A 13,439-nucleotide genomic window follows, 5' to 3' on the forward strand; every position below is an offset into this window, starting at 1 on the left:
GAGGCCCGGCGGACGCCCCTACTTACCGTAGTAGCCGACGTACCACTCGATGAAGCGACGCACGCCCTCTTCCACCGGGGTGGCCGGCTTGTAGCCCACGTCCTGCACCAGATCGTCCACGTCGGCCGAGGTGTCGGGCACGTCGCCCGCCTGCAGCGGCAGCAGATTCTTTTGTGCCTTCTTGCCGAGGTTGGTCTCGATGCACTCGATGTACTTCATCAGCTCCACCGGCGAGTTGTTGCCGATGTTGTAGAGCCGGTACGGCGCCTTGCTGGTGGCCGGATCCGGCGCGTCGCTGTTCCAGTTCGGATTCGGCTGCGCCGGACGGTCCATGGCGCGCACCACGCCCTGCGCGATGTCGTCGACGTAGGTGAAGTCGCGGCGATGGTTGCCGTAGTTGAAGACATCGATGGGCTTGCCGGCCAGGATATTCTTCGTGAAAAGAAACAACGCCATGTCCGGGCGGCCCCACGGGCCGTACACCGTAAAGAAACGCAGGCCCGTGACCGGCAGGTTGTAGAGATGCGCGTAGGTGTGCGCCATCAGCTCGTTCGCCTTCTTGGTCGCGGCGTAGAACGACAACGGATGATCGACGTTCTGATGCACCGAGAACGGCATCTTCGTATTCGCGCCATACACCGAGCTGGTCGAGGCATACACCAGATGCTCGACGCCGTTGTGCCGGCAGCCTTCCAGAACGTTGGCGAAGCCGACCACGTTGCTGTCGATGTACGCCAGCGGGTTCTGAATCGAATAACGCACACCGGCCTGCGCGGCCAGGTGAATCACGCGCTGAAACTTCTCCTGTTTGAACAGCGTGGCCATGCCTTCGCGATCGGCCACGTCCATTTTCACGAACCGGAAATTAGGAAACTTCTGCAGGATCGCCAGCCGCGCCTGCTTCAACGTCACATCGTAGTAGTCGTTGAGATTGTCGAGACCGACCACCTCGTCGCCGCGCGCGAGCAGGATCTGGGCCGTGGTGAAACCGATGAATCCGGCGGCGCCGGTCAGAAGCAATTTCATATGTCGCTTAACCGATATCGATGAGTAAAGGGCAGCGAATAAATTCGCGAACCAGCCATTTCGCGCGCAACTTCGACTTTGCCGGCGCATGACAATGCGCCGCATGGACACCATCGTCAGTCACAAGGATCTGATCGTCTGGCAAAAATCCGTCGCCCTGGCGTGCAAAGTCTACGCCGCGAGCCGGTTACTGCCCAGGGACGAACGTTTCGGCCTGCAGAGTCAGCTCAGACGCAGCGCTGTGGCCGTCGCGAGTCGTATCGCCGAGGGCTCCGCCAGCCCGAGCCGCGCGCAATTCGTCCAGTCTCTTCACGCGTCGCGCTGCTCGCTCTCGGAGCTGGAAACGCAGTACTTGATCGCGAGCCGACTCGCGCCAGGCAACGACACCGCAGCCACGTTGGAAGAGATCGCCGAGGTTGGCCGCCTGCTTAACGGCTTGATACGCCGTCTGGTTTCATCCAATCGCGCGGCGCACGCAAAAGCCTGCGCCCCGCCCCGCTGAGGCGCCGATTACAACCGGCCGTCAACCTCGTCCGCATCAAACACATACTTGATGTCGTACAACACATGCGGCTTCTTCGCGAACGAGCGGATCTCGTCGATGCCCATCTCGCGGAACTGCTTGTGTGCGACCGCCATCACGATGGCGTCGTACTTGCCCGGGGCCGGCTTGCGGATCGGCTTGATGCCGTACTCGTGCTCGCACTCCTCGGCATCGATCCATGGATCGAACACGTCGACCTTGGCGCCGTACTTCTTCAGCTCGGCGACCACGTCGGCGACCTTGGAATTACGCAGGTCCGGGCAGTTCTCCTTGAACGTCAGGCCCATCACCAGAATGCGCGAGCCATTCACGTGGATGCGCTTCTTGATCATGAGCTGCGCGATGCGCTCGGCGACGTAGATCGCCATGTTGTCGTTGATACGACGCCCGGCCAGGATCATTTCCGGGTGATAACCGATCTCCTGCGCTTTGTGCGTCAGGTAGTACGGGTCGACGCCGATGCAATGACCGCCGACCAGGCCCGGACGGAACGGCAGGAAGTTCCATTTGGTTCCGGCCGCTTCGAGCACTTCTTCGGTATCGATGCCGAGCCGGTTGAAAATCAGCGCCAGCTCGTTGATCAGCGCGATGTTCACGTCGCGCTGCGTGTTCTCGATCACCTTGGCGGCTTCGGCGACGCGAATGCTGGAGGCCTTGTGCGTGCCGGCCTTGACGATGCTGCCGTAGAGCGCGTCGACGAAGCTGGCCACTTCGGGCGTCGAGCCGGAAGTGATTTTCTTGATGGTGGTCAGACGATGGGTCTTGTCGCCCGGGTTGATGCGCTCGGGGCTGTAGCCGGCGAAGAAATCCTTGTTGAAGGTCAGGCCGGACAGGCGCTCCAGAATGGGCACCGCGACTTCCTCGGTGCAGCCGGGGTACACGGTGGACTCGAACACCACGATGTCGCCCTTCTTCAGCACCTGGCCGATCAGCTCGCTCGCTTTCTCGATGGGCGTCAGGTCCGGACGCTTGTAGCTGTCGATCGGCGTCGGCACCGTGACGATGTAGACCTGGCAGGAGCGCAGATCTTTCAAGTTCGTCGTGTACGTGAGGCGCTTGGCGGATTTGAGCTCCGCAGGCTCCACTTCCAGCGTGCTGTCCTTGCCCTTTTTCAGCTCGGCGACCCGCGCCGCCTTGATGTCGAAGCCGACCGTATTGAAGGACTTACCGAACTCCACCGCCAGCGGCAGCCCGACATAGCCGAGACCGATCACGCCGAGCTTGCAATCGCGCAGACTGAATTGAGACATAACTGTCCGGGTTCGAAACCTGAGGGTTGGTCGCAAAGGGCGCAAGAATGCCACAGAACCGGAGCCAAAATAGAGACATAGGTCTAAAGGACGCAGCTGTCGGATTGCTTGTCACAGCAAGTAAAGGACCGCCCAAAGACCGCTCAACGTCAAAGTGACGGTGTATGGCAACGCCATCCAGACCATCCTTCCATAGGACAGGCGGATCAGCGGCGCCACCGCCGATGTGAGCAGGAACAGCAGCGCCGCCTGGCCATTTGGCGTGGCGATGCTAGGAATATTGGTGCCGGTGTTGATGGCCACCGCGAGCCGGCCGAATTCGGGAGCCGTGATCGTGCCCTCCAGAAAGGCGGCCTTCACTTCCGTGATGTAGATCGTGGCCACGAACACATTGTCGCTGACCGCGGACAACAGCCCGCTCGCCAGGTAGAAGATCGCCGCTCGCACCTCCCCCGACTGGTGCAAGGCCCAACCGACCACCGGCTCGAACAAATGCTGGTCGTGGATCTGCGCCACGATCACAAAGAACACGACGATCAGTGCGGTGAACGGCAGCGCGGCCTCAAACGCCTTGCCCAGCCGATGCTCCTCGGTCACGCCCGTGAACGCAGTTGCCAGAACAATCACCAACAGACCGATCAATCCCACCGAGGCGAGATGGAATGCAAGTGCGACCACCAGAATCAACGCGGTGATGGCCTGCACCACGATGATGGCGACATCGCGCTGCGTGCGATGCGCCTGCTGCTGTTGATCGTAGGCTTCGAGGACATGACGGACCGCGTCTGGCAAGCGCGTGCCATACCCGAACCATTTCATATGCTCGATCAGCACGCAGGTGGCAATCCCGACCACGAACACCGGCAGCGCGACCGGTGCGACCTGCGAGAAGAATTCCAGGAAATTCCAACCGGCCTGCTCGGCGACCAGCACGTTTTGCGGCTGCCCCACCGGCGTCATCACGCCACCGAGGACGGTGCCGGCACCGGCGTGCATCAACAGACCGCGCAGCACCGCACGAAACGCATCGAGATCCGAGCGATGTAACTCTCCGACATGATCATCCGCCGAGCTGTCGTGCGGATCGTGATGAGATTTGCCCGAGGCGACCTTGTGATACACCTCGTAGAAGCCCATCGCGACAGTGATGATCACCGCGAGCACGGTGAGCGCATCGAGAAACGCCGCGAGCACCGCCGGCACCAGGCAAAACAAAAAGGCCAGCAGCAGATTCGAGCGTACGTTCAACAGCAGCTTGGTGAAACAGAACACCAGCATTTCTTTCAGAAAGTAAATGCCGGCCACCATGAAGATCAGCAGCAGAATGATGGGGAACGCGGTGAGCGTGTGCTGATACACCGAGTCGGGATGAGTGAGCCCCAGCAGCACCGCTTCCAGCGCCAGCAGGCCGCCGGGCTGCAATGGATAGCACTTCAACGCCATTGCCAGCGTGAAGATGAACTGCAACAGGATGAGCCACGCCGCGACAGTGGCGCCGTACTGGCCGCCCAACCACAACACTAGTGGATTGAGCAGCAGGAACGCGATGATGGTCAGCTTGTACCAGCGTGGCGCGTGCCCCAGGAACAAGTTGCGAAACGCGTGCAGCATGAGCTGTCGCGGATCAGGCCAGGGCCGCGACGGGTTGCGCTGCTGCCGGCACGGGTGCCGGTGTCATCTCAGGCAACGCCAATTGTTTGAACAAGGTTTTGCCGCCGCTGCTTTTGTCGATCGCGGTCAGCATGCGCTCGTGGGCGACCAGCTCCTCTTCGGTCGCTCGCAGAACACGCAACACGCCACGAGGCCGCATGACCACAGCCACCGGCTCGAATGCGACATCCTTGCTGGTCGCGGCGTCCTCACCCAGGATCAGCGCGGTCTGGCCGCCGGTCATCGCCAGATAGACCTCGAGCAGGATCTGCGCGTCGAGCAAGGCGCCGTGCAGCTCGCGATGCGAGTTGTCGATCTCGTAGCGCTTACACAGCGCATCCAGGCTGTTGCGCTGGCCCGGATGCATCTGACGCGCGAGCGGCAACGTGTCGATGACGTTGCAGATCTTGCGGGTCTGTCGCAGCGGCCCCGGCAGACGCTTCAGCTCGGCGTCGAGGAAGGCCAGGTCGAACGCCGCGTTGTGAATGATCAGCTCGGCGCCGGTGATGAACTCGATCAGCTCATCGACCACATCAGCGAAGCGCGGCTGCTGCGCCAGGAATTCGTTGGTGAGGCCGTGCACCTGGATGGCGCCGCGGTCCACTTCGCGATCCGGCCGCAGATAACGATGGAAGGTGCGACCGGTCTTGCGCCGGTTCACCATCTCGACGCAGCCGATTTCGATGATGCGATGGCCCTGCTCGGGCTCGAGACCAGTGGTTTCCGTGTCGAGGATGATTTGACGCATCAGTCGTTAGCCCAACACCGATTCCTTGAGCGCATTCACGACCTGCACTTGATGTGCTTCGGTCAGATACGGGTGCATGGGCAGACTGATGACCCGATTGCCCACGCTTTCGGAAACCGGGAAGGTGCCAACGCCTTGGCCGAGATTCGCGAAGACCGGCTGCAAATGTAACGGCACAGGGTAGTGCACAGCCGTCGGAACGCCGCGCGCCTTCATGCCCTGCTCCACCTTCGCTCGATCGCCCACTTCGACCGTGTACTGCGCGTACACGCTCGTGCAGTCGGGCGCGATGTACGGCGTGACGACTTTGCGCGAAGGATCGCTTTCCTTCGCGAACGCTTCGTTGATCAGCTGCGAGTAGCGGGCGCCGATCTTGATCCGGGCCTCGACTTCGTCGGGGAAGATTTCCATTTTCGCGAGCAACACCGCCGCTTGCAGCGTGTCGAGACGGCCGTTGATGCCGAGGCGCGGATGGTGATAGCGACGATCCTGGCCGTGCACACGAATCTCACGCATCAACTTGGCGAGCTGGTCATCGTCAGTAAACAACGCGCCGCCATCGCCGTAGGCGCCCAGCGGCTTGGACGGAAAGAACGAGGTCGAGCCGACATCGGAGACCGCGCCCGATCGTTTGCCCTTGTAGGTCGCGCCGAAACTCTGCGCCGCGTCTTCGATGACTGGAATGCGATGCTTGCGCGCGATCGCATTGATCGCGTCCATATCGGCGCACTGACCGTACAGCGACACCGGCATGATGGCCTTGGTCTTGGGCGTGATCGCTTTTTCGATCAACTTCGGATCGATGTTGTAAGTGCGCGCATCGATGTCGACGTACACGGGCTTGGCGCCGGCCAGCGCAATCATTTCACCCGTTGCGATGAACGTGAATGGCGAGGTGATGACTTCATCGCCCGGCCCGATGCCGTACGCCATCAGTGCGATCAGTAGCGTGTCCGTGCCGCTCGATGCGCCAATGCAATGTTTCGCGCCGACGTATTCGGCGAGCTTGTTCTCCAGCTCGACCGTCTCCGCGCCCAGGATGTACTGGCCATGCTCGAGCACCGCCTGGATGCGCGCATTGACCGAAGCCTGCACACGGCGGTACTGGGTTTTGAGATCGATGAAGTCCATGGAGAAACTCGGCTGTTTGATCGCAAACTGGCGCGCATGATAGCGCATGCGTGCGCGGTTGCTGATCTGGACTGATGCGGGTCAGCCGACGGGCTGTCGCGCTTGCATCTCATCAATGGCTTCATTCGCCAGCCGATCCGCGCGCTCGTTGCCCGGCACGCCGGCGTGGCCCTTCACCCAGTGCCATTCGATCTTGTGCCGCGCAATCTCACGTTCCAGCGCCTGCCACAGATCGACATTCTTTACCGGCTTCTTGTCGGCGGTGCGCCAGTCGCGCAGCTTCCACTGCGCCATCCATTCGAGGATGCCTTTACGCACGTACTGTGAGTCGGTGTACAGCACCACCTCGCAGCCGCGCTTCAACGCCGCGAGTGCCTGGATGGCCGCGGTCAGTTCCATGCGATTGTTGGTGGTGAGCGGCTCACTGCCCTTGAGCTCCTTCTCATGGTCGCCCGAGCGCAGGATCGCGCCCCATCCGCCCGGCCCGGGATTGCCGCGGCAGGCACCGTCGGTGTAGATCTCGACTGCAGCCATTTATTGATATTGGTAGTGAATCACATGCGATTCGCGTTACGCGGCGTGCTCGGCTCGATGAGGCCACCGACCACTTTGGGACGCAACCGCCAGCGCGGGCGAATCGGCGTCAAGGTGTAAACGCGTTTGCGAGCTTTGATCAGATAGCCGCCCGCGAACATCGGCCAGAGATAATTGCCGCTGCGCTCGAAGAATCGTTGCGACGACGGCGAGCTGGCACTGAACGGCAAGCTGAACAAATAACGTCGCGAGTCGACGATCTCGAACCCGAGCAGCTTGAGCCAGTCACGCAGCCGGCCTTCGCCGATCAAGCGCTCCATGCCGGGCGGAAAGCCATTCTTCGCGAACCAGTGCCGCAGGCCCCAGCTGGAAAACGGCCGGAACCCGAACACGATCAAATGGCCTTCGGCGGACAGAATGCGCCCCACCTCGCGCACGATCTCGTGCGGCTCGGGCTCGTACTCCAGGGTGTGCGGTAACAAAACGGCATCGACCGAATCCGATTGAATCGCAAGCGAGTCGGTTCGCGAGCGAATGGCGCTCGCGGCGCCCGTCAAACGCGCGCCGTGCCAGGCCAGAACCGTTTTACGTTGAGTGCGCGCCTCGGCCATCAAGCCGTCGTCGTCGCCCCATTGGCCGATCTGCAGCAGCTGCCAACCGAACACCTGCGCCAGCGCCTCGCCCGCCAGCTTGCGCTCGAGCGCATAGACCCGCTGACCGAGCGGCGAGCGCAGCCAGGCTTGCAGGTCGAGGGCGGAAGGTTCGGTCATAACGCAAGGATAACGGATCGGCGGCGGCCCGGGTTCGTTACATGGATTAATGCTTGCCGCTCAGCGACATGGCATGTTTAATACCCCCTGGTACGGGTCTTTCTGGGGTCGGTCCACAACATGCTGCAAGTGACCCCGGTTCGGGCATTTACTGACAATTACATCTGGCTGATTCATTCGCCACGCGACGCCTCGCGCGTCGTTGCCGTCGATCCGGGCGATGCCAAACCGGTCGAACGCGCCCTCGCCTCCCACAAACTCACGCTCGCCGGACTGCTGATCACCCATCATCACGGCGATCATGTCGGCGGCGTCGACGAGCTGCTGCAAAACCGCCGGGGAATTCCGATCTACGGACCGGCGACCGAAGTCATTCCCGGCCATCCGCAGCGGTTACGTGAAGGCGATCGCGCCCTCTTCCCCGAGCTCGGACTGGCCTTCGACGTGCTAGATGTCCCCGGGCATACCGCCGGTCACATTGCATACGTCGGTCACGGCGCCGTGTTCTGCGGCGACACCCTGTTCAGCGCCGGCTGTGGTCGATTGTTCGAGGGCACAGCGGAACAAATGCACAATTCGTTGTCCAAGCTTGCGGCCCTGCCTGCCGAAACGTTGGTGTACTGCGCCCACGAGTACACGCTGAGCAATTTGAAGTTCGGTCTGGCGGTGCAGCCCGATAACGAAGCCGCGGCGAGCTATCTGGCACAGTGCCGCGAATTACGGGCCCGGGATGAGGCGACGATTCCATCGGACATCAGGCGGGAGAGGAATGTGAACCCTTTCTTGCGTTGTGACGATCAGACTGTGAAACAGGCCGCTGAAGCCTATGCCGGTCGCGGGTTACCTAGTCAACCTGAAGTCTTCGCTGTCATCCGGCAGTGGAAGGACAGTTTTCGCTAGTGTCCCGACATAAGGTCACAGCGCGTATTACGTTTACGTATTCAAGCAAGGTGCACGGGCACCGGAGTGTGATGGGAGTCGCCCGCCGGCTCGGCTGACGCCGAGTATCAAGGGCCGACCATTTTTCGTTTTGGCGCCTGCCTCCTTACGAACGATAAGGGGTGAGGCAGGTGGAGGGATCAGATGTTTCAGTGGCGACCAGCAACCGCACTGCCGGCGATTTTTGCTTTGACCTTCGCGGTCCTGATGGCTGGCTGCAGCCACCTGGGCTCGAACGCCGACGGCGACGAAGACGACGAAGATTCGGTCGAATTCGTGGAGCTGGATCCCGCCATCACCAAGCTCGATGAAGCCGCGATCGGCGTGTCCGGTCCCGAGCAGATCGAGGAAGCCATCGAAGCCCTCGACAACCAGAACGGCACCGGTCCGCGCCTGGTGCGCGAGCTGGGTCAGGACGGCGCCCCGCTCCCCGAAGGTGGCGACCTGTTCGAGCGCATCCGCAAGGGTTACACCTTGAGCGATGTCGATCATCCGGCCGTCGACGTCGAGCTGCGCTGGTTCGTCAATCATCCGGATTACCTGGATCGCACCTTCAAGCGCGGCGAGCGCTATCTGCATTACATCGTCGGTGAGCTCGAAGCCCGCAACATGCCGCTCGAGCTGGCGCTGCTGCCGGTGGTCGAGAGTGCCTTCAATCCCGTCGCCTTCTCCCGTGCCCGCGCCTCCGGCTTGTGGCAATTCATCGCCGAGACCGGCCGTCGTTATGGCTTGAAACAGAACTGGTACTACGACGGGCGCCGCGACGTGGTCGCCTCCACGAGTGCCGCGCTGGACTATCTGCAGTTCCTGCACGACGAATTCGATGGTGACTGGCTGCTCGCCGTCGCCGCTTACAACTGCGGCGAAGCCCGCGTCGCTCGCGAGCTGGAAAAGAATCAGCGCGCCGGCCTGCCTACCGATTACTTCAGCCTGAAGCTGCCGCGCGAGACCAAGGCTTATGTGCCGAAGCTGCTCGCGATGCGCCGTATCGTCGGCGATCCGACCAGCCAGGGGCTGGCGTTCGCGCCGATTCCGAACTCGCCCTATTTCGTCAAGGTCGATGTCGGCGGTCAGCTCGACCTGCATGTCGCCGCCGAACTCGCCGACATGTCGAAGGAAGAGATCCTGGCGCTGAACCCGGCGTTCAATCACTGGATCACCGATCCGGACGGTCCGCATCAGATCCTGGTGCCGATCGATCGTCACGACAAATTCAAGGAAGGCATCGCCGCTCTGCCCCCGACCGAGCGCGTGCGGGTTGTGTATCACCGCGTGCGCCGTGGCGACACGCTGGGCGGCATCGCCGATAAGTACGGCCTGTCGGTCGCGGCGATCAAGAGCGCGAACAAGATTCGCGGCACCATGATTCACCCGGGCCAGGAGCTGCTGATCGCGGCCGCGCCGACGGGCGTGAAGCTGCCAAGCGCGGCCCAGCTCGCCTCGTATGAGGAACCAACCCCGGCACGTACTCGGGCGGCTGCCGACAAGCATGTCGTGCGCGCTGGTGACACGCTGTGGAGCATCGCCAAGACTTATGGCGTCCCCATGGAGCGGCTGGCCAACAGCAACAACCTGGACAGCGATGACACCCTGAGCGTCGGTCAGAAGCTCTCGATCCCCGGTACCGCCAAGCTGGCCACCACCGACAGCAGCACGGTGGCTCGTTCGACCACGTACGTGGTCCGCCGCGGCGACACTCTGTCGACCATCGCCACCAAGTTCCGCGTGCGCCTCACCGACCTGCTCGGCTGGAACAATCTGACCAAGCGCAGCATGATCAAGCCCGGCCAGCGCCTGGTGATGTACATCGAAGACCGGCGCCGCGCCGGAATCTGAAGCCAGTATCCGTTAAACTACGCTCCAGTTTTGTTCACTGGAGCGGTTCATGGCATTCCTCGCAGGCAAGCGCGCCCTCATCATCGGACTGGCGACCGAGCGTTCCATCGCCTACGGCATCGCTCAGGCCATGAAGCGTGAAGGCGCGGAACTGGCGTTCAGCTATCAGGAACGCTTCAAGGATCGCGTCGAGAGCATGGGCAAGGAGTTCGGCGCGGCCTCCGTGTTCGAGATGGACGTGGCCAGCGACGAGAGCATCGCCGCCGGTTTCGAAGCCCTGAAGAAGAGCTGGGACAAGCTCGACATCATCGTCCATGCCGTGGCATTCGCGCCGTCCGATGCGATTCGCGGCGGCTTCGTCGAATCGACGACGCGCGAGAACTTCCGTATCGCGCACGACATCTCCAGCTACAGCCTGACCGCCGTCATCAAAGCGGCCGAGCCGATGCTCGAAGGTCGCGCGGGCTCGATCCTCACCCTCACGTATCTCGGCGCCGTGCGCTCACTGCCGAGCTACAACGTGATGGGTCTGGCAAAGGCGAGCCTAGAAGCCGGCGTGCGTTTCCTCGCCGCGGACCTTGGCCCCAAGAACATTCGGGTCAACGGCATTTCCGCCGGTCCGATCAAGACGCTCGCGGCTGCCGGCATTGGCGGATTCCGGAAGATGCTGAGTCACGTCGCGTCGATCGCTCCGCTGCGTCGGAATGTCACGACCGAAGATGTGGGCAACACCGCCGCATTCCTCGCCTCCGATCTCGCAGCCGGCATCACCGGCGAGATCATCTATGTCGACGCCGGCTTCAGCACGGTCGGCATGTCGTTCCCGGAAGGCGATTGATCATTCGCAAATGAAAACGCCGCGGCTTCCTGCGAGGCCGCGGCGTTTTTTTTCGCCCTGGAATCGCCGGCGACGTTCCGTCGCGGCGACCGACTAATTAGCAACGCATCCTCTGCAAGCCGACGATCGGATTGAAAGCGACCTGTCCTCTCCGAGCCGGCGAGCCTAGTTTAAATAACCAATGCGGCTGCGTTATTCGAACACCTTCTCATTGCGCACGATGTCCGCGTTGCGCTGAGCTTCATCGACGTAAGCCGTCAACTCTTCATTGCCCGCGCGCACTTCGGCCTGACGGCGACGCGCCGTGCGTTCCTGCTCCGGCTCCTTGTCCGCCTCACCGCTACGAACCTGAGAAACGGCCAGCACAGCGTAGTTGCCATCGTCGGTGGTGACGCCGGTGACATACGGCTTCGCCTCGGAAAACTCCGACTTCGACGCCTGGAACACCGAGCGCAGCACCGCCGGCGGCGCAATCGAATCATCGCGAGTGACGAAGCGCTTGCCGACCGGCTTCAAGCCCAACGCGCCCAACGACTCCCAGCTCTCGCCCTTCTGCAGACGAGCCACGGCGTCCGCGCCCTTCGCAGCCGCAGCTTCGCGAGCCGCCTGCGCACGCAGACGCGATTCGATCTGGCTGCGAACTTCCGCGAGCGGACGCGGCTCAGCTTCTTTGTGAGCAGTGACCCGCAATACGACGGCTTTATCTTCGCCCACCGCGACCAGCGGGCTGTTCTGCCGGCGCTCCAGCACGTCTTCGCTGAACGCCGCGTCGATCACGCCCTTGTCGGCGCCGAACTCGCCACCGCCTTCGCGGGTGAAGCCCTTGATGTCGCGCACCTGCAGGTTCATCGACTTCGCCACGGTGTCGAGCTCGGTCAGCGCCGCGAACGCCGCGTCGGCCATCTTCTGCGAATCATCGTAGAACGCCGTCTGCGCCTTGTCCTTGCGATATTCCGCTTCGACTTCGGCACGCGCCTCTTCGAAGGTCTGCTGACGACCGGCTTCGACGTTCTCCAGCTGCAGCACGTGATAGCCGAACTGCGTCTTCACCGGGCCACGGATCTCACCGGGCTTCATGCTGAACAGCGCATCTTCGAACGGGCCGACGAACATGCCCTTCTGCGCCCAACCCAGATCGCCGCCCTGCGCGGCCGAGCCCGGGTCCTTGGAATTTTCCTTGGCGAGCTGTGCGAAATCGGCACCGGCCTTGGCCTTGTCGGTCAGCTCCTGCGCCTTCTTCTGAGCGGCCGCGTCGTCCAAACCATCGGTCGCCGTGATCAGGATGTGCCGGCCCTTGCGACGCTCGGGCGAGGTGAAGCGGTCCTTCACCTGCTCGAAGTGATCCTTCAACGCCTGCTCGGTGACGTCGACCTTCGATTCCGCCTGCTCGCGCGTCAGCTCGATGTACTGCAGGTCCACGGTCTCGGGCAGCAGGAAGTCCTTGCTGTTCTGCTCGTAGTATTTCTGGATCTGCTCGTCGGTCACGGTCACCGACGGCAGGAAGTCGTTCGACGCGATCAGCACGTAATCGACTTCGCGCTGCTGTTTCTCCAGCGCATAACGCCGGTTCAGCTCGTACGGCACGGCGAACGCCGAGTCCACCACGCCCTTCTGCAACTGCTCGAGCAGCAGATCGCCCTGCAGCTGCGACTCGAAGCGCGCCTCGGTCAGGCCGTTCTGCCGGAGCAGGCCGTTGTAGCGGTCCGCGTTGAACTTGCCGTCGACCTGGAACTCGGGAATTTCCATCACGCGCCGGGCCAGCGTCTCGTCGCTCACCTTGTAGCCGAAGTTGTTGGCCCGCTGCGTGAGCAGCGTCTGCTGGATGTACTGGTCGAGAATGGCCTTCTGCTGAGACTTGGCCATCTCCGGCGGCAGCTCGTTACGGAGCATCTGCTGTAGCTGGGACTGACGGCGCTGCCAGGCCTGACGCACGGTTTCGACCGGGATGCGCTCGCCGTCCACCTTGGCCGCGAACGCGGCGTTGGTCGACTGGAAGTCGATACCCCAGAACACGAACACGACGGCAATCGCGCCGAGGAACAGTCCGGCGACCCAGCCGGTGATCTTGTCGCGGATGGTTTGTAGCATGTGAGGAGCGGGATATGTCCCTAAACGATTGATTCCGAACGACTTGCCGGGCGCGCCATACGGCCGGGGGCCGCGATAGTACCAC

Annotated in this window: 12 protein-coding genes; 4 read left to right on the forward strand and 8 right to left on the reverse strand. The window is 62.2% G+C overall.

Features of this window, described 5'->3' with window-relative positions; genetic code table 11:
* Positions 1-18 precede the first annotated feature (18 nt).
* Positions 19-1,026: an NAD-dependent epimerase gene (locus ACFPN2_RS30335; protein ID WP_380603710.1), complete on the reverse strand. Its 1,008-nt coding sequence runs from the start codon at positions 1,024-1,026 to the stop codon at positions 19-21.
* Between the two features lie 103 nt (positions 1,027-1,129).
* Here ACFPN2_RS30335 and ACFPN2_RS30340 point away from each other — a divergent pair, with 103 nt between their 5' ends.
* Positions 1,130-1,528 (forward strand): four helix bundle protein, encoded by a 399-nt coding sequence (locus tag ACFPN2_RS30340; protein WP_380603712.1) that lies wholly within the window; start codon positions 1,130-1,132, stop codon positions 1,526-1,528.
* Positions 1,529-1,536: 8 nt separating this feature from the next.
* On the opposite strand, the gene tviB is transcribed toward ACFPN2_RS30340, so the two are convergent.
* The 6 genes from tviB to ACFPN2_RS30370 form a co-directional block, all read right to left on the reverse strand.
* Positions 1,537-2,820: a Vi polysaccharide biosynthesis UDP-N-acetylglucosamine C-6 dehydrogenase TviB gene (gene tviB / locus ACFPN2_RS30345; RefSeq protein ID WP_380603713.1), complete on the reverse strand. Its 1,284-nt coding sequence runs from the start codon at positions 2,818-2,820 to the stop codon at positions 1,537-1,539.
* A gap of 111 nt (positions 2,821-2,931) precedes the next feature.
* Positions 2,932-4,431 (reverse strand): sodium/proton antiporter NhaB, encoded by a 1,500-nt coding sequence (gene nhaB, locus ACFPN2_RS30350; protein WP_380603715.1) that lies wholly within the window; start codon positions 4,429-4,431, stop codon positions 2,932-2,934.
* Positions 4,432-4,444: 13 nt separating this feature from the next.
* The gene (dnaQ, locus tag ACFPN2_RS30355; RefSeq protein ID WP_380603717.1) at positions 4,445-5,218 is read right to left on the reverse strand and encodes a DNA polymerase III subunit epsilon; all 774 of its coding nucleotides are present in this window, start codon (positions 5,216-5,218) and stop codon (positions 4,445-4,447) included.
* A gap of 6 nt (positions 5,219-5,224) precedes the next feature.
* Positions 5,225-6,349, reverse strand: a complete 1,125-nt coding sequence (locus ACFPN2_RS30360) for a DegT/DnrJ/EryC1/StrS family aminotransferase (RefSeq protein WP_380606690.1) — start codon at positions 6,347-6,349, stop codon at positions 5,225-5,227.
* Positions 6,350-6,430: 81 nt separating this feature from the next.
* Positions 6,431-6,883, reverse strand: coding sequence for a ribonuclease HI (gene rnhA, locus ACFPN2_RS30365; protein ID WP_380603719.1), 453 nt, complete (start codon positions 6,881-6,883; stop codon positions 6,431-6,433).
* A gap of 20 nt (positions 6,884-6,903) precedes the next feature.
* Positions 6,904-7,653, reverse strand: a complete 750-nt coding sequence (locus tag ACFPN2_RS30370; protein WP_380603721.1) for a class I SAM-dependent methyltransferase — start codon at positions 7,651-7,653, stop codon at positions 6,904-6,906.
* Positions 7,654-7,773: 120 nt separating this feature from the next.
* Between ACFPN2_RS30370 and gloB the strand changes: the two genes are divergently transcribed.
* The 3 genes from gloB (at position 7,774) to ACFPN2_RS30385 (ending at position 11,266) form a co-directional block, all read left to right on the forward strand.
* The gene (gloB, locus tag ACFPN2_RS30375; protein WP_380603723.1) at positions 7,774-8,553 is read left to right on the forward strand and encodes a hydroxyacylglutathione hydrolase; all 780 of its coding nucleotides are present in this window, start codon (positions 7,774-7,776) and stop codon (positions 8,551-8,553) included.
* A gap of 183 nt (positions 8,554-8,736) precedes the next feature.
* Positions 8,737-10,428: a LysM peptidoglycan-binding domain-containing protein gene (locus tag ACFPN2_RS30380; RefSeq protein ID WP_380603725.1), complete on the forward strand. Its 1,692-nt coding sequence runs from the start codon at positions 8,737-8,739 to the stop codon at positions 10,426-10,428.
* Between the two features lie 49 nt (positions 10,429-10,477).
* Entirely contained in the window at positions 10,478-11,266 is a 789-nt protein-coding gene (locus ACFPN2_RS30385) for an enoyl-ACP reductase FabI (RefSeq protein WP_380603726.1), read from the forward strand.
* A 192-nt stretch (positions 11,267-11,458) separates the two neighbouring features.
* Here ACFPN2_RS30385 and ACFPN2_RS30390 read toward each other — a convergent pair whose 3' ends face one another.
* Complete coding sequence (locus ACFPN2_RS30390; protein ID WP_380603728.1) at positions 11,459-13,354, reverse strand: SurA N-terminal domain-containing protein; 1,896 nt, start codon at positions 13,352-13,354, stop codon at positions 11,459-11,461.
* Between the last annotated feature and the right edge of the window lie 85 nt (positions 13,355-13,439).

The organism is Steroidobacter flavus (assembly GCF_042651805.1).
Classification (GTDB): Bacteria; Pseudomonadota; Gammaproteobacteria; order Steroidobacterales; family Steroidobacteraceae; genus Steroidobacter; species Steroidobacter flavus.